This window comes from Pseudomonas sp. 3A(2025), assembly GCF_054589175.1.
The window spans coordinates 1-19,108 of the sequence record NZ_BAAILM010000113.1; the positions used below are offsets into that span (position 1 = coordinate 1).

12 protein-coding genes are annotated in these 19,108 nt (G+C 61.9%); 10 read left to right on the plus strand and 2 right to left on the minus strand.

Features of this window, described 5'->3' with window-relative positions; translation table 11 throughout:
• The 3 genes from ACYP2A_RS26620 to ACYP2A_RS26630 all read left to right on the plus strand — a co-directional run.
• Positions 1–332, plus strand: a 332-nt coding sequence (locus tag ACYP2A_RS26620) for a transposase (protein WP_459746955.1), incomplete at its 5' end; no start/stop codon positions are given.
• 270 nt (positions 333–602) lie between these two features.
• A complete protein-coding gene (locus ACYP2A_RS26625; protein WP_459748920.1) occupies positions 603–1,133 on the plus strand; it encodes a P-loop NTPase family protein in 531 nt (176 codons plus the stop codon).
• Positions 1,134–1,142: 9 nt separating this feature from the next.
• The gene (locus tag ACYP2A_RS26630; RefSeq protein ID WP_459748921.1) at positions 1,143–1,766 is read left to right on the plus strand and encodes a glutathione S-transferase family protein; all 624 of its coding nucleotides are present in this window, start codon (positions 1,143–1,145) and stop codon (positions 1,764–1,766) included.
• Between the two features lie 6 nt (positions 1,767–1,772).
• On the opposite strand, the gene ACYP2A_RS26635 is transcribed toward ACYP2A_RS26630, so the two are convergent.
• Positions 1,773–2,435: an NADPH-dependent F420 reductase gene (locus tag ACYP2A_RS26635; protein ID WP_459748922.1), complete on the minus strand. Its 663-nt coding sequence runs from the start codon at positions 2,433–2,435 to the stop codon at positions 1,773–1,775.
• A gap of 99 nt (positions 2,436–2,534) precedes the next feature.
• Between ACYP2A_RS26635 and ACYP2A_RS26640 the strand changes: the two genes are divergently transcribed.
• The 4 genes from ACYP2A_RS26640 to ACYP2A_RS26655 all read left to right on the plus strand — a co-directional run bounded on the left by ACYP2A_RS26640 (position 2,535) and on the right by ACYP2A_RS26655 (position 7,488).
• Entirely contained in the window at positions 2,535–3,428 is an 894-nt protein-coding gene (locus ACYP2A_RS26640) for a LysR family transcriptional regulator (protein ID WP_459748923.1), read from the plus strand.
• 108 nt (positions 3,429–3,536) lie between these two features.
• Positions 3,537–4,061 (plus strand): sigma-70 family RNA polymerase sigma factor, encoded by a 525-nt coding sequence (locus ACYP2A_RS26645; protein ID WP_459748924.1) that lies wholly within the window; start codon positions 3,537–3,539, stop codon positions 4,059–4,061.
• Positions 4,058–5,002, plus strand: a complete 945-nt coding sequence (locus tag ACYP2A_RS26650) for a FecR domain-containing protein (RefSeq protein ID WP_459748925.1) — start codon at positions 4,058–4,060, stop codon at positions 5,000–5,002. The genes ACYP2A_RS26645 and ACYP2A_RS26650 overlap by 4 nt, the downstream gene beginning before the upstream one ends.
• Positions 5,003–5,088: 86 nt before the next feature.
• The gene (locus ACYP2A_RS26655) at positions 5,089–7,488 is read left to right on the plus strand and encodes a TonB-dependent siderophore receptor (protein ID WP_459748926.1); all 2,400 of its coding nucleotides are present in this window, start codon (positions 5,089–5,091) and stop codon (positions 7,486–7,488) included.
• A 40-nt stretch (positions 7,489–7,528) separates the two neighbouring features.
• On the opposite strand, the gene ACYP2A_RS26660 is transcribed toward ACYP2A_RS26655, so the two are convergent.
• On the minus strand, positions 7,529–8,533 hold the full coding sequence (locus ACYP2A_RS26660; protein ID WP_459748927.1) for a hypothetical protein: 1,005 nt from the start codon (positions 8,531–8,533) through the stop codon (positions 7,529–7,531).
• Positions 8,534–8,647: 114 nt separating this feature from the next.
• Here ACYP2A_RS26660 and ACYP2A_RS26665 point away from each other — a divergent pair, with 114 nt between their 5' ends.
• The 3 genes from ACYP2A_RS26665 to ACYP2A_RS26675 all read left to right on the plus strand — a co-directional run bounded on the left by ACYP2A_RS26665 (position 8,648) and on the right by ACYP2A_RS26675 (position 19,084).
• The gene (locus tag ACYP2A_RS26665) at positions 8,648–10,000 is read left to right on the plus strand and encodes a HEAT repeat domain-containing protein (protein ID WP_459748928.1); all 1,353 of its coding nucleotides are present in this window, start codon (positions 8,648–8,650) and stop codon (positions 9,998–10,000) included.
• A 10-nt stretch (positions 10,001–10,010) separates the two neighbouring features.
• Complete coding sequence (locus tag ACYP2A_RS26670; RefSeq protein WP_459748929.1) at positions 10,011–10,208, plus strand: hypothetical protein; 198 nt, start codon at positions 10,011–10,013, stop codon at positions 10,206–10,208.
• Between the two features lie 221 nt (positions 10,209–10,429).
• A complete protein-coding gene (locus tag ACYP2A_RS26675; RefSeq protein ID WP_459748930.1) occupies positions 10,430–19,084 on the plus strand; it encodes a GH36-type glycosyl hydrolase domain-containing protein in 8,655 nt (2,884 codons plus the stop codon).
• Positions 19,085–19,108: the final 24 nt, after the last annotated feature.

Sequence of the window (19,108 nt, forward strand, 5' to 3'; positions counted from 1 at the left end):
TCAAGCGGCTGCAGGGCAATTCGCCGCTTGTGCTGCACTCGGATCAGGGCTGGCACTATCAGCAACCTCGTTACCAGAAAGCGCTCAAGGAACGAGGCATCAGACAAAGCATGTCACGCAAGGGAAACTGCCTGGACAATGCCGCAATGGAGAGTTTTTTCGGGATACTGAAGTCCGAGTTTTTCTACCTCAAGCGCTTCCAGAACGTGGAGGAGCTGAGGACAGGGCTGGACGAGTACATCCGTTACTACAATCATGACCGGATAAAAGTGAAGCTTGGCGGATTGAGTCCTGTGGAGTTCAGGACTCGCTCGGTGGGCGTGTGGCAATAGACTGTCCAACTTTTTGGGGTCAGATCAAGTGATATTTTAAAGTTCAATAAAATCAATAACTTATTTTATGTTTGATGAGAGTGGCTTTAGCCGCGAACAGTCGCGCTGCAATCCCCGGCTAAAGCGGAACGCTTCCCGGTCGGTCCTACGGATTAATGCCGATCAGTCAAGCCTAGGGGCAGCCATACCCCCCTCAGCAACGGCGTCACAAGAGTGAGTCAACCGAGAGTAAACTGACGCGCTTTTGCGAAACAGGACACCAAGGGCAAAATGCGCTGTGTAGTCATCGGAACAAGTGGTGCCGGCAAATCCACCTTTGCCCAGGCGCTATCGAAAGCCACTCAATCCCCTTACATCGAACTCGATGCCCTGTATTGGGGGCCGCAGTGGAACGCTGTCGCACCTGAGCAATTCAGGCAGGCGGTCATCGACGCGACCGAAGGCGAATGCTGGATTGCCGACGGCAATTACAGCGCCGTGCGCGATGTGCTGTGGGCGCGGGCCACCCATGTGGTGTGGCTCAATTACGGACGCTGGACCGTGTTTTCGCGGGTCTTGTGGCGTACCGTGGGTCGCGGGGTGATGCGCACCCGGCTTTCCCATGGCAACCGCGAATCGCTGCGCATGGCATTCTTGTCCAAAGACTCGATTCTGCTCTGGTCATGGTCGACCTTCAGAAAAAACCAGTTGAAGTTTGCACGCCTTCGCCAACAGCCTGACTTTGCCCATTTACAGTGGACCGAGATCAATCATCCCTCGCATGCGCAGGTTTTTATCGACCAGCATGCCGTTCAAGAATGAGGACATTCAATGTTGCGGGTTTTAGGCAAGGCGTCATCGATCAACGTGCGCAAGGTGCTTTGGGCCTGCGCGGAGTTTGAGGTGGCATTTGAGCGGGAAGACTGGGGCAGCGGTTTTCAGTCGACGCACACACAGGAATTTCTAGCGATGAATCCCAACGCCATGGTGCCGGTGATTCAGGACGAGGACTTCGTGCTCTGGGAATCCAACTCAATCATCCGTTACCTGGCCGCGCGCTATGGCGACCAACGCCTTTACTCGAGCGAAGCACGCGCCCGCGCGCGCATCGATCAATGGATCGACTGGCAGGCCTCGGACCTGAACAAGTCCTGGTCTTATGCATTCATGTCCCGCGTCAGGCACTCGCCCGAACACCAGGATCCGCAGCGGCTCGCTGACGGTTGCAAGGACTGGGCAAGGCACATGCAGATCCTTGATCGACAACTTGCAGGCACCGGTGGCCATGTCGCCGGCAATGAGTTTTCGCTCGCCGACATACCGATTGGCCTGTCGGTCAATCGCTGGTTCGAAACCCCGTTCGACAAACCGCCGTTACCTGCTGTCAGCGATTATTACGAGCGTCTGAACCTGCGCCCCGGCTACCGTTTGTATGGCCGCAACGGGACGCCTTGAGTGTTTTCAGTGACGCCACGCGCCTTCCGGGACTTCGACATCGCGCTGGGCGGCTGACAACGCCGCGCTCAAAGCCTGTACGTCCATGGGGATGCAGTAGGCCGGTTTGGCCCGCTCGAAACGCCAGCTTTCATCGAGCCCTCCGGCATCGACGGCGTCGAAACCGATCTGGTCCAGAAAGCGGATGACATGCGCTTTGGCGGCGCTGTCATCCGCCGCAACCGGCAGCGCACGACGACCGGCAACGTCGCCTGGCCGGGAATCCTTGAGCAAGTCGCCCGCCAGAATGGCATTGAAGACCTTGACTACCGTGGCGCCGCTCAGATGCTGCGCCAGTAAGCGACTGGTCGTGGTCTCCAGACGATCCAGAGCCGCAATATACCCGTCACGCTCGGGGTAATAGTTATTGGCATCCAGCACGATTTTGCCCGCCAGGTACTCGGCTGACAGGCTTTGGTAATGCTGCAAGGGAATCGCCACCACCACCATTTCGCCAAACCCTGCCGCCTGCTCGACCGTGCCGATCCGGCTGCCGGCAATACCGCTGAGCACACTGCTCAGGGTCTGCGGCCCCCGCGAGTTGCTGAGCATCACTTCATGCCCGGCAGCAATAGCCAGTTGCGCCACGGCACGCCCGATAAACCCTGCTCCGATAATCCCGATACGCATCGCCTGCTCCGTTATCTGCGTTGAAAGGCTTATGATGATTGCCCACCAAAAGTAGATAAATCATCGTTCTATACTTGCTCTCATTACCAGGAGTAGCGAATGGATCGACTTACCAGCATGGGTGCTTTCGTGGCGGCGGTTGAAGCAGGTTCTTATGCCAGCGCCGCTTCACGGCTGGGCATGTCGGCGCAAATGGTCGCCAAGCATGTCGCGGCCCTCGAACAGCGACTGGGCGCACGCCTGCTCAACCGCACCACGCGCAGGCAAAGCCTGACCGAACTGGGCAGCGCCTATTACGAGCGTTGCAAACACATCGTCAGCGAGGCGCAGGCGGCCGACTCGCTCGCGCAGATCATGAGCGACACACCCCGCGGCAAACTGAAGATAAGTGCGCCGGTGACCTTTGGCTCTTACAGCCTGATGCCGTTCATTACCAATTTTCTGCGGCGCTATCCCGAGGTCGATATCGATCTGCATTTGACCGATCGTGCTGTCGATCTGGTCGAAGAAAGCGTTGAGGTTGCCTTTCGCATCGGCCCGTTGAACACCACCGGGCTGACCGCAAGGCCGCTGGCGGATTACCGGCTGGCGGTGTGCGCGTCACCCCGCTACCTGGCTGAGCGCGGCACGCCGCAAGTACCAGAAGATCTTCAGCAACATGAGTGCCTGGGCTATGCCTACTGGTCGCGTCCGGCTGACCGCGAGTGGCCGTTCAGCAAGGACGGGCACGTGCATGCCATACCGGTCGCCAGCCGCTTGCACGTCAACGAAAGCAAGGCACTGCTTTCGGCAGCCATCGACGGGTTTGGCATTGTGCTGGGGCCTGCAGACTTTCTGGAGCCGGCATTGCGCCGGGGTGAATTGATCAGGCTACTGGACGACTACCAGACGCCCAGCCGGCCGATGCATTTGCTCTACACCTCCAACCGGCAAAAGACTGCCAAGGTCCGGCACTTTATCGATGCGGCCGTCGCCCGCTTTGCCGGGCAATAGCGGGCTGACTACAGCCATGGCCTTGCTAACGGCGCAGTTGCAAATCGCCGTAACCTCAATACAATTGCGAATACTTCTTATATACATCGAGCGGACCCGGAGAACATCGTGCCCAAAGCTCTGCCGCCTCCTGCGCCCCATCACGACATCCAGCTGCTTTACCGTCACCACGGCAGTTGGTTGAAAGGCTGGTTGCGCAAGCGCCTCGGTGACCGGGAACGCGCAGAAGACCTGACGCACGATACCTTCCTGCGCCTGCTGACCAGCACCGTTGCCCAGCCCTTGCTGGAGCCGCGCAACTTTCTGGCCACCGTGGCCAGGCGGGCGATGATCGATCACCTGCGCCGCAAGCAACTGGAGCAGGCTTACCTGCAAGCCCTGGCCCGTGAGCCGGTGTTGTATGCCTGCTCACCCGAAGCGCAAGTGATGCTGTTCGAGACCCTGATGCAGCTCGACACCATGTTCGACGGGCTCGACCACAAGGTGCGCCATGCTTTTCTGCTGGCTCAACTGGACGGCCTGGACTACACGCAGATTGCGCAGCGTCTGGGTGTGTCGATCAGTTCGGTGACCAAATACATTGCCAGGGCGACCGAGCATTGCCTGCTGTTTATGCTGGATGCCCAGCAATGAACTCGAACGCCAGGCAACGGCAGGCCTTGCGTGATGCCGCGCAGTGGTACGCCCGCCTGGGGGCGGCGCCGCACTGCAACGATACCCGTCAGCGCTGGTCGGCCTGGCAGCAGCAAGACGCCGTGCATCAATGGGCCTGGCAGCGCCTTGAAGCACTGCATGCACAGATGCAGGGGCTGCCCGCGCCACTGACGCGCGAAACGCTGTTGCAGGGCGGTATCGGTACAGGGCGACGGGCCGTACTCAAGGGGCTGATGATTGGCCTGGGTGTGGCCGGTACAGGCTGGGCAGGTTACCGGGAGGCGCCGGTCTGGCTCGCGGACCTGCGCACCGGCACCGGTGAACGCCGTAGCCTGAGCCTTGATGACGGCACCCGGCTGACGCTCAACACCGCCAGCGCCGTGGACATTCGCTACGATGCTGGCCAGCGGCTGATTGTGCTGCGCGCCGGCGAGATTCTGGTCGAAACCGCGAAAGACTCGCGCCCCCTTAGTGTACGCAGTGCCCAAGGCACCATGCGCGCGCTGGGGACCCGCTTCGGTGTTCGTCAGTACGCGGGCCACACCGAACTCAGTGTGCTGGAGCACGACGTGGCCGTTAGCAACGGCTTCGACCGTCACGAGCGGATCGTACACGCCGGGCAGCGCCTCGGCTTCGACAACAGCCCGCTAGCAGAGTCGCAACCGCTGGAGGCCAATCCAATGGCCTGGCGCAACGGCCGGCTGGTGATCGATAACTGGCGCCTGGACCGCGTGCTCGACGAACTGCAACGCTATCGCCCAGGCGTTATTCAGTGCGCCAGCGAAGTCGCGGGGCTGCGGCTGTCCGGCGCCTTCCCGCTGGACGACACGAACCAGACCTTGCTGGCGATTGCCGAGGTATTGCCGGTACGCGTCCAGACGCATACCCGGTTCTGGGTGCGCGTGCTGCCCAACGCCTGAAAAATATTTTCAGCGTGCCTTGTCGATTCGGGTTTCTCGTACGACCCCTTCCGCACATCAGTCTCATGACCTACGAAGGAGTCATCATGCCGCGCCCCTCGCCTGCTCATCCCCATGCCCGCAAGCCACTTGCCGTTGCCCTGTTGGGTGCGACGCTGACGCTACAGGTCGCCGTGTTCCAGCCACTGTTCGCCAGCGGCGGTGCGGCGCACGCACAGGCCGGCGCGCAACAATACAGCATTGGCGCAGGTTTACTGGGTGAAGTGCTGGGCAGTTTTGCCAATCAGGCCGGGGTGGTGTTGTCGTTCGATGCCTCACTCACCAATGGCAAGCGCAGCCCTGGGTTGCAGGGCCGATTCACGCTGGAGCAAGGGTTTGCCCAGGTGCTGGCCGGCAGCGGGCTGCAAGTGACCCGAAGCGCTTCGGGCAATTACCTGCTCGTGCCACAACAGGCCAGCGGGGCCGTCGAGCTGGGTGCCACCGCGATCACCTCCAGCGGCCTGGGGGCCATGACCGAGCGCACCGGTTCCTACACCACCGGCGTGACCAGCACGGCCACCCGACTGAACCTGAGCCCTCGCGAAACACCGCAGACCCTCGTCACCCTGACCCGCCAGCAACTCGACGACTTTCGTATCGACAACGCCAACTCGGCGCTCGATGCCGCCGGTGTGAACGTCCAGCGTGTGGAAACCGACCGCACTTACTTTTCGGTGCGCGGGCTTGAGGTCTCGAACTTTCAGGTCGACGGCATCGGCGTGCCGTTCAGTTCCGAAGAGCAGATGGGCGACATCGATACCGTGCTCTATGACCACATTGACGTGCTCAAAGGCGCCAACGGCCTGAGCGCCAACCCCGGTAATCCTTCAGCGACGGTGAACTTCGTGCGCAAGCGCCCGACTCGCGAGTTTCAGGCCGAGGCCAGCCTGGGCTACGGCTCGTGGGACACGCGCCGGGGCACGGCCGATATTTCCGGCCCGTTGAACGACAGCGGCAACGTGCGCGGCCGGGCGATTGTCATGGGCCAGGAAGGCAACTCCTACCTGGATCGCTATTCCAAGACCAAAGACGTGTTCTCCGGCATTCTGGAGGCCGACATTACCGAGAGCAGCACCTTGACCGTGGGCCACTCGCAGCAGCGCAACCGGCCCAACGGCATCATGTGGAGCGCCCTGACCCTGTACAACAGCGACGGCAGCCCGGCGCATTACAGCCGCGAGCACAACACAGCGCCCGGCTGGACCTACTGGGACACCGACGATACCCAGACCTTTGCCGAACTGACCACCGACTGGGGCAGCGGCTGGCAGAGCAAAGCCACCCTCAACTACCGCGAGATGACCGGCGACGGCACGATGTTCATGGCCTACGGCACGCCTGACACCGGTCTGTCGAGCTACGCCTCGAAATTTGATCGCGACGAACGTCAGGTGCTGGGCGACATTCAGCTCAAAGGGCCTTTCGAGCTGTTCGGGCGCAGCCACGAACTGGTGGTGGGCGCCGACTGGGCCAAGGACAAGGCGCACTGGACCTCCAACGACGATGCATCCGGCATCGCGCTGCCGATCGGCTTCAACGGTGACTTCCCGAAACCTGCCTTTGCCCAGGTGACCAGCTTCGCCGACTTCGTCAACTACCGCCGCAGCTACTATGGCGCCGGCCACTTCAGCCTGACCGACGAGCTCAAACTGATCGCCGGCGCCAACTGGAGCAAGCTCACCAGCAGCGGCGTCCAGACCGGTGACGACCACAACTTCGAGCGCTCGAAACTCAGCCCTTACTACGGCCTGGTGTACGACTTTCTACCCAACTACTCGGCGTATCTGAGCTACACGGAAATCTTCAATCCACAGTTCAAGACCGACGTGCGCGGCGCCCTTCTGGCACCTGTCGAAGGCGACAGCCTTGAGGGCGGTATCAAAGGCGAGTGGTTCGATAAACGCCTCAATGCCAGCCTGTCACTGTTTCGTACCCGGCAAGACAACTATGGTGAATTCGATGCCTGGGTCGACGGGCAAAACCGCTACAAGGGCATCGATATCCTCGCCAAAGGCTATGAGCTGACCGTCAGCGGAGCACCGCTTGAAGGCTGGGAAATCAATGCCGGCCTGACCCATCTGTTTTCACTGCGCGATAACACGGGCAGCGCTGCACGCACCTACACCCCGCGCAATTATCTGTACCTTGGCACCACCTATAAGGTCCCGACGCTCAAGGGCTTGAAAGTCGGTGCCAGCATGACCTGGCAAAGCGAGATCCAGCGAGATCAGGGCGTCAACTCGACCCTGGGCGAAGCCATTGTCAGCCGTCAGGGCGCCTATGCCGTGGTCAACGGCATGGCCAGCTACGACATCGATCCACACTGGAATGTGGGGCTGAACGTCAACAACCTGTTCAACCGCAAGTACCTGACCAGTCTGTATTGGGATCAGTCGTATTACGCGGCGTCGCGCAATGCGATGGCGACTGTGACCTGGAAGTATTGATTCGCTGCCCTTGCCAACGGGCAAGGGCGTGAGGACCGCTTCACTGGTTCCATTCGACGGCAAACCGATAGTTGATATCGACGCCGCTGGCATCCACCGGCGCGTCGGTATTTTTCAACACAAATTCGAACGCCGGCTGTATGCCTTGATCACGGGCGATTTCTCCGGCCAGTACCTCCACCTCATACCAGCCATTGTCCACTTCAATGCTCGGCCGGCCCTGCGCCTTGTCTTCATAACGCTGGAACAATTCATCCAGCGCCTGGACGGTAAAGTTTTGCAGGATGCGCCAGGTAAACAGATAAATACGCCCATGTTCCACACGCAGTGAATAACCACCGCGGCGGTGCTGCAACCGGCTTTGTGGCTTGAGCAGTTCAGGCTCGGCACCGTCGAGGGTGAACAACGCGGTGTACGGATGGTTCTCGACGCCGGCCAGCGGGATCATCACGCCGTCCAGTACCGCTTTGTCGCTGCTGTCATTGGAGACAAACTCAGCGGCCAGATCGTCGCCCAGTCGCTGTTCATCTTTAAAGCGTTTGAGCAGCAACAGGTCGCCGAGCAGGAAATAGTCGATCAGGTCGTTGAGAACTTCGGGAAATTCATACTGCATGGGGGCATCCTTGAACATTGTCTGGTTATACAACCCCAGATACTCGACCGTTGCCGTGCTCTCGGGCAATCGCAACGGCGTACTGTCTGACGCTGCCCGCTTATCGCCCCAGATCGCATTCACGCCTACCAGAATGAAGTGGCTGAAACGTTCTACGTGCGTAGAAAACGCCTGGCGTTGCGACTCACTGCGAATCTGCGATTTCACGTATTCGACATCATCGACCAGCTCGACGAAATCGGCGTCCATGTAAAACCCGAGTTCGTCCTTCAAGCGCCACGTTGGATTACGCGCTTCCCAGGCGCTGTACTCAGCCTCACTGGCAGAGTCTGCGGGCTCAGGCTCCCAGTGTTCGAAGGCGTAGTCGCGCGCCTGCGCCTCACTGTCGAACGTGGCGGCGAAAAGGTGAAACGTCCAGAAATCTTCCTGCATATGAGTCATCTCTTTAACGTGGGCGTGATCGTGCCAAGCCCTGGGCATGAACTCAATGGATGGTTGTGGTCTGACAATCACTGACCACACAAAACGCGCAGAAGGGATTGAGGCGTGAGTTCGATACAAGACTGGCTGCACAGGCTGAAAAGCAAACAGACGCCCGCCTCGTCCTGGCAAGAGCAACGGCGCAATGAAGCACTGCGCTTGCTTGAGCAGGTCGGCAGCGAGGTGAACTGGGTGGACCTCAGCCGTCACGACGACGGCTTCATTCGCGAGATCGCGGTCAGGGAGTTGTGCAATCAGCCCTCCCCCGAAGCACTGAAAGCCCTGATCGAACGGCAGAACGATTGGGTGGCGCAGGTGCGCGAGCTGGCGGTGGACGGGGTGGCGCAGTACCTGTCGCCGTCCAATGCCGAGGCATTGTTGTACGCACTGGAACCGTTGCTGGCATTGGCGGCGCAGCGCCGGGCCGATCATGCTCCGACGCTGTCGCGCGTACGTGCGGTTCTGCAAGCACCCGCTAATCAGGCGCAGGTGCATGGCCACTTTCTGACGCGACAAGGCAAGGCGGCGCGCTATCTGTTTGCCCTGTTGCTGGAAAATAACCCCACGCCGCAGCCACTGTTACGCAGCGCCCTCGCCCATCGCGAGCTGACCGTCAGGTTGCTGGCCGTCGCTGCCTGTCAGGCGTTACCGGTTGAGCAAGCGCGGTCACTGCTGCTTGAGGCGTTGTCGCAACCAGGTGCCAAGGTGCGTGTTTGTGTGCTGCGTGCACTGCTGCCCATGCTCGACGACCCACGACCGGTCTTGCGTGAGGCCTTGCTCGATGCGTCTCCCTCGATTCGCAGCCTGGCGCGCTGGATGGCGCCACGCAATGACATTGATGCGCGAAAAGTGCTGGCGCAGCGGCTGATCCAGCAACTGCCGACCGCCCGGCGCAAATGGCTAGGCGTGCTGGGCCTGGCGGCAGAGCTTGAGGTCGCATTGCCTCTACAGTGGCAAAACGAAGCGTTGCATTACGCCTTTTCCAGTGTGCGCCAGGCAGCCATCCGCCAGCTTGGCGATGAGCATGTGACAGCATTGATCGCAGCACTGGATGACCCCGCAGACAGCGTTTTTCACAGCGCCGTTGCGCGTCTGAACACGCTGTCCTGGCAATCGATAAAGACCTTGCTGGACATCAAGTCGGTTCGGGACTGGCACTCTCTGCCCATCACACGCCGCGACGCCTTGCTGGGCCTGCGTCCGGCCTGGCAACAGTTGGCGTTCCTGCTGGAGCGTCTTGACCAGGAGCCCGAGCTGATGGCGTTCTGGTTGCGGCAGGTAGACCTGTGGTGCCACCGGCAGTATCAGGTGGTTGATCCAGTGACACCCAAGGTCGAGCGCGCGGGACTGATCGCGAAGCTTCAGGCGTTGGCGGCGCGTGGGCTTGTGGGTCGCGATAACGTTAATCGTGTTACGTGAGGTGCGCTGAATGAACACAGAGCAATCAGGCATTTGCGCTCGACAAGCCGAAGCCATCGTGCTCGAACGGTATAACAGTAGCGGCCGCGTACGGGATGGCGCACCGGAGCGTTATGTCATCCAGTCGTGCGAGTTGTCGCCCCGTGGGGATTACTGGATCGTGCGCTGTAACACCGAGGCGTATGTCGTGCATGACATCCGTTTTTGAGCGGCGCTGAAGGCCGTGCGACAACGAATTGCGGCGTAAAGCCAACAACCCTCCCATTGCGCCCCCCTACCGTTCATTCCTCTATGTGCGCCAGCAGACAGACGCCCCATGGGTCTGATTTCACACTGATATCCCGCATCTTCCGCACGCGTCACGCTGAGTGCCCTACGTGACCTCCATTACTGCAACGTCGAATTCGCTTCACGTTGCAAAAGGAAAACATGGACACGCAATGGCTTCGAACAATCCTGCGATCAGGGCGACCCGCGCCGCGACTTTTTGATTACGAGCCCATCCTGCGCGCCGAGCTGTTCAGCGCCGAACAGATGGGGCTGCACGGCGTGCAACTGGCCCAACGCCATAATCTCAGCCCGGACAAGACCTCCGACGCGCTGCTCAACCGGCTCGCTGAGAACGCTGCCGTACTGGCCAGCAGTTGCCAGGCCATGACCACGGCGACGCTCTCCAGCGAGCGCGCAACGCCCGCAGCGCAATGGCTGCTGGACAATGCCTATCTGGTCGAGGAGCAAATTCGCACAGCGCACAAACATTTGCCCCAAGGCTACTGCCGGCAATTGCCCGGTCTGGACAATGGGCCATCGCAGGGTCTGCCACGGGTGTACGACATTGCGCTGGAAACCATTGCCCACGGTGACGGTCGGGTCGACAGCGACAGCCTGAGCCGCTTCATCGCGTCCTATCAATCGGTCACGCCGCTGACCCTGGGCGAGCTGTGGGCCATTCCGATCATGCTGCGTCTGGCCTTGATCGAGAACCTGCGCCGGGTGGCTTCCGGTGTAATGGCTAACTGGATCGACCGCAACCTGGCCAACGACTGGGCCGACCGACTCACTGCAATGGCCGAGGGCGATGCCAAGAACGTGGTGTTGCTGGTGGCAGACCTGGCCCGTTCGGCACCGCCGATGACCAGCGCCTTTGTCGCCGAGATGGCGCGGCGCCTGCATGGGCAGAGTACCGCACTGATCCTGCCCATGACCTGGGTCGAGCAGGCGCTGGCCGAGTCTGGCCAGAGCGTCGAGCGCCTGGTGCACCTCGATGCCCAGTTGCAAGCCACCGAACAGGTGTCGATCAGCAACAGCATCAATAGCCTGCGCCTGCTCTCGACCACCGACTGGCGAGCGTTCGTCGAACAGATGAGTGGCGTCGAGCAGGCCCTCGCGCAAGATCCGGCGGCGGTGTATTCACGCATGGACTTTGCGACCCGCGACCATTACCGCCATGCCATCGAGCGCCTGGCCCGCACGTGCGACTATTCCGAGATCGACGTCGCCAACATGGCCGTCGCTCTGTGTCGCAGCGCACCGGCCCAAGACCCGGTGATGAACCATGTCGGTTACTACTTGCGCGGTGCCGGACTGCAGGTGCTGGAGCGGCAACTGGGTGTGCAATTGCCCCTGGCCGAGCACTGCCGACGCCTGCTGCGTGAAGCACCGCTGAGTTTTTTTCTGTTGCCGGTGGCGCTTTTGAGTGGCCTGCTGGCCTGGCCCTTTCTCGACATTCTGCGCGCCGATGGCTGGGGGCTCCGGACGTTGCTACTGCTGGGCGTACCGACCGTGCTGATGACCAGTCATCTGGCGATCGGCCTGGTCAACCGGCTGGTGACCCTCAGCCTGCCGCCCGACGTTCTGCCGCGTCTGGATTACAGCGCAGGTATTGCGCCCCAGGCGCGGACATTGGTGGTGGTGCCGACGCTGATTGGCAGTGCTCAGGATGTAGAGGAACTGGTCGAAGGCCTGGAGGTGCGCTTTCTCGCCAATCGCGATGCCAACCTGCACTTTGCCCTGCTGACCGACTTCATGGACGCCGCCAGCGAAGTGCTTGAAGACGATGCGGCGTTGTTACAGCGGGCCAGTCAGGCCATCGAATGGCTGAACCTGAAATACCCCGAATCCGGCGCGTCGCGCTTTTTTCTGCTGCACCGTCCAAGACGCTGGAACGCCACTGAACACTGCTGGATGGGCCATGAGCGCAAGCGCGGCAAAATTGCCGAACTCAATGCCCTGCTGCGTGGCCACGGCCGTGAGCGCTTCTCGTTGATTGTCGGCGATATCGACGCGCTGCCCACCATCCACTATGTGATCGCCCTGGACACCGACACGCAACTGCCGCGTGATGTGGCGCAGCAGTTCGTCGGCGCCATCAGTCACCCGCTCAACCAGCCGCGTTTTGATCCGGTGCAGCGCCGCATCGTCAGTGGCTACGCGATCCTGCAACCACGGGTGGGCATCAGCCTGCCGAGTATCGCCCGCTCGGCCTACGCGCAACTGTTTGGCAGCGATGCCGGCATCGACCCCTATACCCGTGCGGTGTCCGATGTGTATCAGGATCTGTTCGGCAACGGCTCGTTCATCGGCAAGGGCATCTATGCCGTGGATGCTTTCGAACAGGCGTTGCAGGGCCGCTTTGCCGACAACCGGATTCTCAGCCATGACCTGATCGAAGGCTGTTTCGCCCGCGCCGGCCTGATCAGCGATGTGCAGCTTTATGAAGAACACCCCACCCGCTACAGCGCCGATGCCAGGCGGCGCCACCGCTGGATTCGCGGCGACTGGCAGTTGCTGCCATGGCTGCTGCCCTGGACGCGCAAAACCGATGGCGGGCTGGAGCGCAATCGGCTGACGCACCTGGCGCGCTGGAAGATCGTCGATAACCTGCGCCGCAGCCTGGAGCCGGCGGCCTTTCTGGGCATGCTGCTTTGGGGCTGGTTCGCCAGCGCCCAGCCGCTGCTGTGGAGCGTGGGCGTGTTGTTGCTGATCATCGCCCAACCGCTGCTCAGTACCGTGCTGGAGTTACTGCAAAAACCTCACGACATCGGTGTGTTGCAACACCTCAAGGTGACGATTCAAGGGGCCGGGCAACACTTTGGCCGGGCATTGCTGGCACTGGTATGGCTGCCGTTCGAGGCATTCAGCAACCTGGATGCAATCGCCCGCACCTTGTGGCGCCTGACCATCAGCCGGCGCCACCTGCTGCAATGGAGCCCTTCGCGAGAAGTGGAGCGCAGCAGCCGCAACGATATGCCCGGCCTGTACCGGTTGATGTGGATCGCACCAGTGCTGGCGGTCGCCGTTGTCATCGCCGCACTGCTGCTCGGCAACCCCTTGCTGCTGGCTATCGCCGCACCGTGGCTGGTGGCCTGGCTGCTGGCACCGGCCATCGCCTGCTGGCTGAGCAAGCCTGCGGCTTATGCAGCCTTCGTCCCGACCCTTGAAGAGCAACAGTTTCTACGCCGCCTGGCACGCAAGACCTGGGCATTTTTCGATGACCAGATGAATCCGCTGGGCAACTGGCTGCCGCCTGACAACATTCAGGAGCAACCTGTGGCGGTGACGGCGTATCGCACCTCGCCCACCAATATGGGCATGGCGTTGTTGTCGCACCTGGCCGCCTATGACTTCGCTTACCTCAGCGCTGGCCGCCTGCTCTCGCGCCTCGATCATGCCTTGACCTGTATGGCCGGACTTGAACGCCATCGCCGGCATTTCTATAACTGGTACGACACCCGGACCCTGAAACCGCTGGCCCCGCACTATGTTTCAAGCGTCGACAGTGGCAACCTGGCGGGCCTTCTGCTGACCTTGCGACCCGGCCTGCTTGAGCTGCCCAATGCCGCATTGATCAACCCCAACTGGCTGGCCGGGCTGACCGACAGCGTGGGCGTGTTGCATGACGCCCTGCTGCTCAGTGGGCTGGGCGATCACCTGCTCGATGAAACACTCAGCGAGCTGGTGGCCGCGCACACCCAGGAAACCGACAGCCTGAGCGCCATCCAGGCAGTGCTGCAGCGCTTGATCGTCCACGTCACGGCGCTTGAGCCGGCACTGGCCTACGCGCCTGATGCAGACTATTGGCGTCAGGCCTTACTCGCGCATTGCCAGGACCTGAGCACTGAACTGGCCTGCCTGACGCTGCCCGGCAACCCGTCGGCAGCGACGACATGGCACGACCTGACGCAACTTGACGCCAGCCAATGGCCGGTCGCCGAGCAAGCGCAGGTGCACGCGGTCATCAGCCATGCCGAAGCGCGCAGCGGCACCGCGCGGCGTCTGGCCGACCTGGCAGCGGAGCTGGCCGACATGGACTTCACCTTCCTCTACAACCCGCAGCGTGAGCTGTTGGCCATTGGTTACAACGCCGATGAGCAACGCCTGGACAGTGCGCACTATGACCTGCTGGCATCGGAGGCTCGTCTGACCAGTTTCGTCGCCATTGCCCAAGGGCAACTGCCACAAGACAGCTGGTTCACCCTCGGCCGGCTGCTGACCAGTAATAGCGGCGTGCCGGTGCTGTTGTCATGGACCGGCTCGATGTTCGAATACCTGATGCCGATGCTGATCATGCCCAGTTATGCCGGTACCTTGCTCGACCAGACCTGTCGCGCAGCGGTGGCGCGGCAGATCGAATACGGCCAGCAACTGGCTTTGCCCTGGGGCGTCTCGGAATCGGGCTACAACACCCTCGATGCCCAGCTTAACTATCAATATCAGGCCTTCGGCGTGCCGGGCCTTGGCCTCAAGCGCGGCCTGGGCGAGGACCTGGTGATCGCGCCCTACGCCTCGGTGCTGGCCTTGATGGTCGCGCCACAGGCCGCCTGCAACAACCTGCAACGGCTGGCAGGCATGGGTATGGCAGGGCGCTATGGCTTGTATGAAGCCATCGATTTCACCAGTGTGCGCCTGGCACCGGAACAGACTGCGGCCCCTGTCCAGTCATTCATGGCCCACCATCAGGGCATGAGCCTGCTGGCCTTGACCGCCGTGCTGCTCAAGCACCCCATGCAGCGACGCTTCGAGACCGATCCGCAATTTCAGGCCACCGCCCTGCTGTTACAGGAACGCGTGCCGAAAAGCGCGGCGCAGTACCTGCACACGGCCACCGTCTCGCCACCCGACAAGGTCCTGCGGGCCGACGAAAACAAGCTGCGGGTCTACACCGACCCTGCGCGCCGGCACCCGGCCGTGCAACTGCTTTCCAATGGCCGCTATCACGTGATGATCAGCCATGCCGGCGGCGGTTACAGCCGCCGCAAAGACATGGCCGTGACCCGCTGGCGCGAGGACGTCACGTGCGACAACAGCGGCACGTTCTGCTACCTGCGCGATGTCGACAGCGGTGACTTCTGGTCGGCCGCGCACCAACCCACCCTGCGCGTGACCGAGGGCTACGAAGCGATTTTCACCGATGCGCGTGCCGAGTTTCGTGTGCGTGAGCGCGACTTCGATGTGCACACCGAAATCGTCGTCTCACCCGAAGACGACATCGAACTCCGGCGCCTGCACATCAGTAACCGAGGCACGCAACGCCGCACCCTTGAACTGACCAGCTATGCCGAAGTGGTGCTGGCCCCTGCGCTCAGTGACAGCCTGCACCTGGCCTTCAGCAAACTGTTTGTGCACACCGAACTGCTGACGCCGCTGCAAGCGATTCTGTGCACCCGCAGGCCACGCACCCACGAAGAAAACGCGCCCTGGCTGTGCCACCTGCTGGCCGCGCATGACGTCGACATCGAAGCGATTTCCTACGAAACCGACCGGGCCCGCTTCATCGGGCGCGGGCGCAACCTGACACACCCGGCGGCGATGGACGATGAGGTGCTGTCGGGCAGTGCCGGCGCGGTGCTCGACCCCATTGTCGCGATCCGTTGCCGGATCAGCCTGGAGCCCGGCCGCAGCGCGACCATCGATCTGGTCACCGGAAGCAGCGACAGCCGCGTGGGCTGTCTGCAACTGATCAACAAGTACCGCGACCGGCACCTGGCCAACCGCGTTTTCGCGCTGGCCTGGACCCACAGTCAGGTGTTGTTGCGCCAGCTCAATACGTCCCACGCCGAGGCCCGTCTGTTTGAACAGATGGCCGCGTCGATCATCTACACCAACCCCTCGCTGCGCGCCGCCCCTGCGGTATTGGCGGGCAACCGACGCAATCAGAGCGGTCTGTGGGGCCAGGCGATTTCCGGCGACCGGCCCATCGTGCTTGTGCAGATTCGTGCAGCGGCGCATATCGACCTGGTGCGTCAACTGGTGCAGGCGCATGCCTATTGGCGGCACAAGGGCCTGATCGTCGACCTGGTGATCTGGAACGAAGACCAGGCCGGCTACCGCCAGGACTTGCAAGACCTGATCATGGGGCTGGTCACCTCGGGCAGCGAGGCCTACTTGCTGGACCGGCCGGGCGGCATTTTCGTGCGCCCTGCACAGCACCTCTCCAGCGAAGACAGGGGGCTGATGCTGGCCGTGGCGCATCTGGTGCTCAGCGACGAACGCGGCAACCTCGCCGAACAGATCCATCGGCGTCGTGCCGAACCTGCCCTGCCAGCCTTCGACGCCCGGTTGCTACCTGAAGCCAGGCGGGCGCCAATCAGACCGCAGGCGGATCCATCGTTGATCCTGAGCAACCCGCATGGCGGTTTCAGCACCGATGGCAAGGAGTACGTCATACATCTGAGCGCCAGCCAGCCGACCCCGGCGCCCTGGGCCAATGTGTTGGCCAACCCGCATTTCGGCAGCGTGATTTCGGAAAGCGGCAGCGCTTACACCTGGCATGAAAATGCCCATGAGTTTCGCCTCACACCCTGGCACAACGACCCGGTCAGCGATGCCAGCGAAGAAGCCATTTACCTGCGCGACGAGGACAGCGGCGACTACTGGTCGCCCACGCCGTTACCGCGCCCAGGCAAGGGCCGTTACGTGGCCCGTCATGGCTTTGGCTACAGCGTTTTCGAACATGAACAGGACGGCATTCGCAGCGAGCTGTGGGTGTATGTCTCGCTGCAGGACCCGGTCAAGTTTTCCCACCTGAAAATCCACAACACCTCCAGCCGGCCCCGGCGCCTGTCGGTGACCGGCTATGTGGGCTGGGTGCTGGGCGACCTGCGCGAGAAGTCGTCGATGCACGTGGTCAGCGAGGCGGACCCGAACAGCGGCGCCTTGTTCGCCCGTAATGCTTATTCCATCGAGTTTCCGGGCCGGGTGGCGTTCTTCGATGTCGATGTGCCGCTGGCCAGCAGCAGCGCCGCGCGCGGCGAGTTCATCGGCCGTAACGGCCACCTCAGCGCCCCGGCCGCCATGAGCCAGGCGAACCTGTCGGGACGTATGGGTCCCGGACTTGATCCTTGCGCGGCCTTGCGGGTCGAGTTGCAACTGGCGCCCGGCGAACAGCGCAGCGTGATCTTTCGTCTGGGTGCCGAGCAAGACAGCAAGGCCGCCTCGCGCCTGGTGCAGCGCCTGCGCGGCACCCGTGTCGCCGACGCTGAACTGGTGCGCGTGCAAGAGCATTGGCACACCACGCTCAACCAGATACAGATCAAAACCCCGGAGCCGGCGGTGGATGTGCTGGTCAACGGCTGGCTAATGTACCAGGTCATCGCCTGCCGGTTCTGGGCGCGCAGCGGTTACTACCAGTCCGGTGGTGCCTTTGGCTTTCGCGATCAGTTGCAGGACAGCATGGCCATGCTGCACACAGACCCTGCCTCAGTGCGCCAGCACCTGCTGCTATGCGCGGCGCATCAGTTTATCGAAGGCGATGTGCAGCATTGGTGGCACCCGCCCATGGACCGTGGCGTGCGCACCGGTTGCTCCGACGACTACCTGTGGCTGGTGCTGGCGACCAGCCGTTATGTGCAGGTCACCGGCGATGCCAGCGTGCTGGCGCAAACTGCAGGCTATCTGGAGGGCCGTCTGCTCAACAGCGGCGAAGAGTCCTACTATGACCTGCCGAACCGCTCGGGCCTGCAGGAAACCTTGTACCAGCATTGTGTACGCGCCATCGAACACAGCCTGGCACGCGGTGTTCATGGCCTGCCATTGATGGGGCATGGCGACTGGAACGACGGCATGAACCGGGTGGGCGAACAGGGCAAGGGTGAAAGCGTCTGGCTCGGCTTTTTCAGCTACGACGTGCTGCGGCGCTTCGCCAGCACCGCCCTGCTGCAGGGCGACACCGCGTTTGCCCGGCGCTGCCATGAACACGCCGATGCATTGCGCCTGAGCCTGGACACCCACGCCTGGGACGGCGCCTGGTATCGCCGCGCCTGGTTCGACGACGGCACGCCACTGGGCTCAGCCAGCAACGAGGAGTGCCGCATCGACTCCATCGCCCAGAGCTGGTCAGTGTTGTCTGGCGCCGCCCCCGACCCGCGCCGGCGCACGGCCATGGACTCTCTGGAGCAGCATTTGCTGCGCCGTGACATCGGCCTGGTGCAACTGCTGACCCCGCCCTTCGACAGCGGTGCACTCGACCCTGGCTATATCAAGGGCTATGTACCCGGCGTTCGCGAAAACGGTGGCCAGTACACCCACGCCGCCGTGTGGGCATGCATGGCCTTTGCCGAGCTGGGCGACAACACGCGAGCCTGGGAACTGCTGCGGCTGATCAACCCGGTCAATCACGGCAACAGCGCTGCGGCTATCGCCACCTACAAGGTCGAGCCCTATGTGGTGGCGGCCGATGTCTACGGTGTGCCGCCGCATGAGGGACGTGGCGGCTGGAGCTGGTACACCGGTTCCGCCGGCTGGATGTACCGGCTGATCGTCGAGTCGCTGCTGGGTGTGCAACGCAGTGGCACGCAGTTGCGTATCCAGCCGGTACTGCCGGCGCATTGGCCAGGGTTCACGCTGGACTACCGCCTGGGTACGACGCTTTATCGCATCAGTGTGCGCGGCATACCGGCGGGTGAAATGCGCATTCATCTGGACGACATCGCGGTGCATGGCGACAGCATTACCCTGCTCGACGACGGCCGTCAGCATCAGATTGAGGTGCAATGGCCGACTAAGCGGCCTGGCACACCGACAGTGCCGATTCAACCTGTCAGGCTGAGCGCTCAGCCCCCACGCATCACGGAGCAAAAACCATGAGAACCGATCCGAGTACGCCCCTTG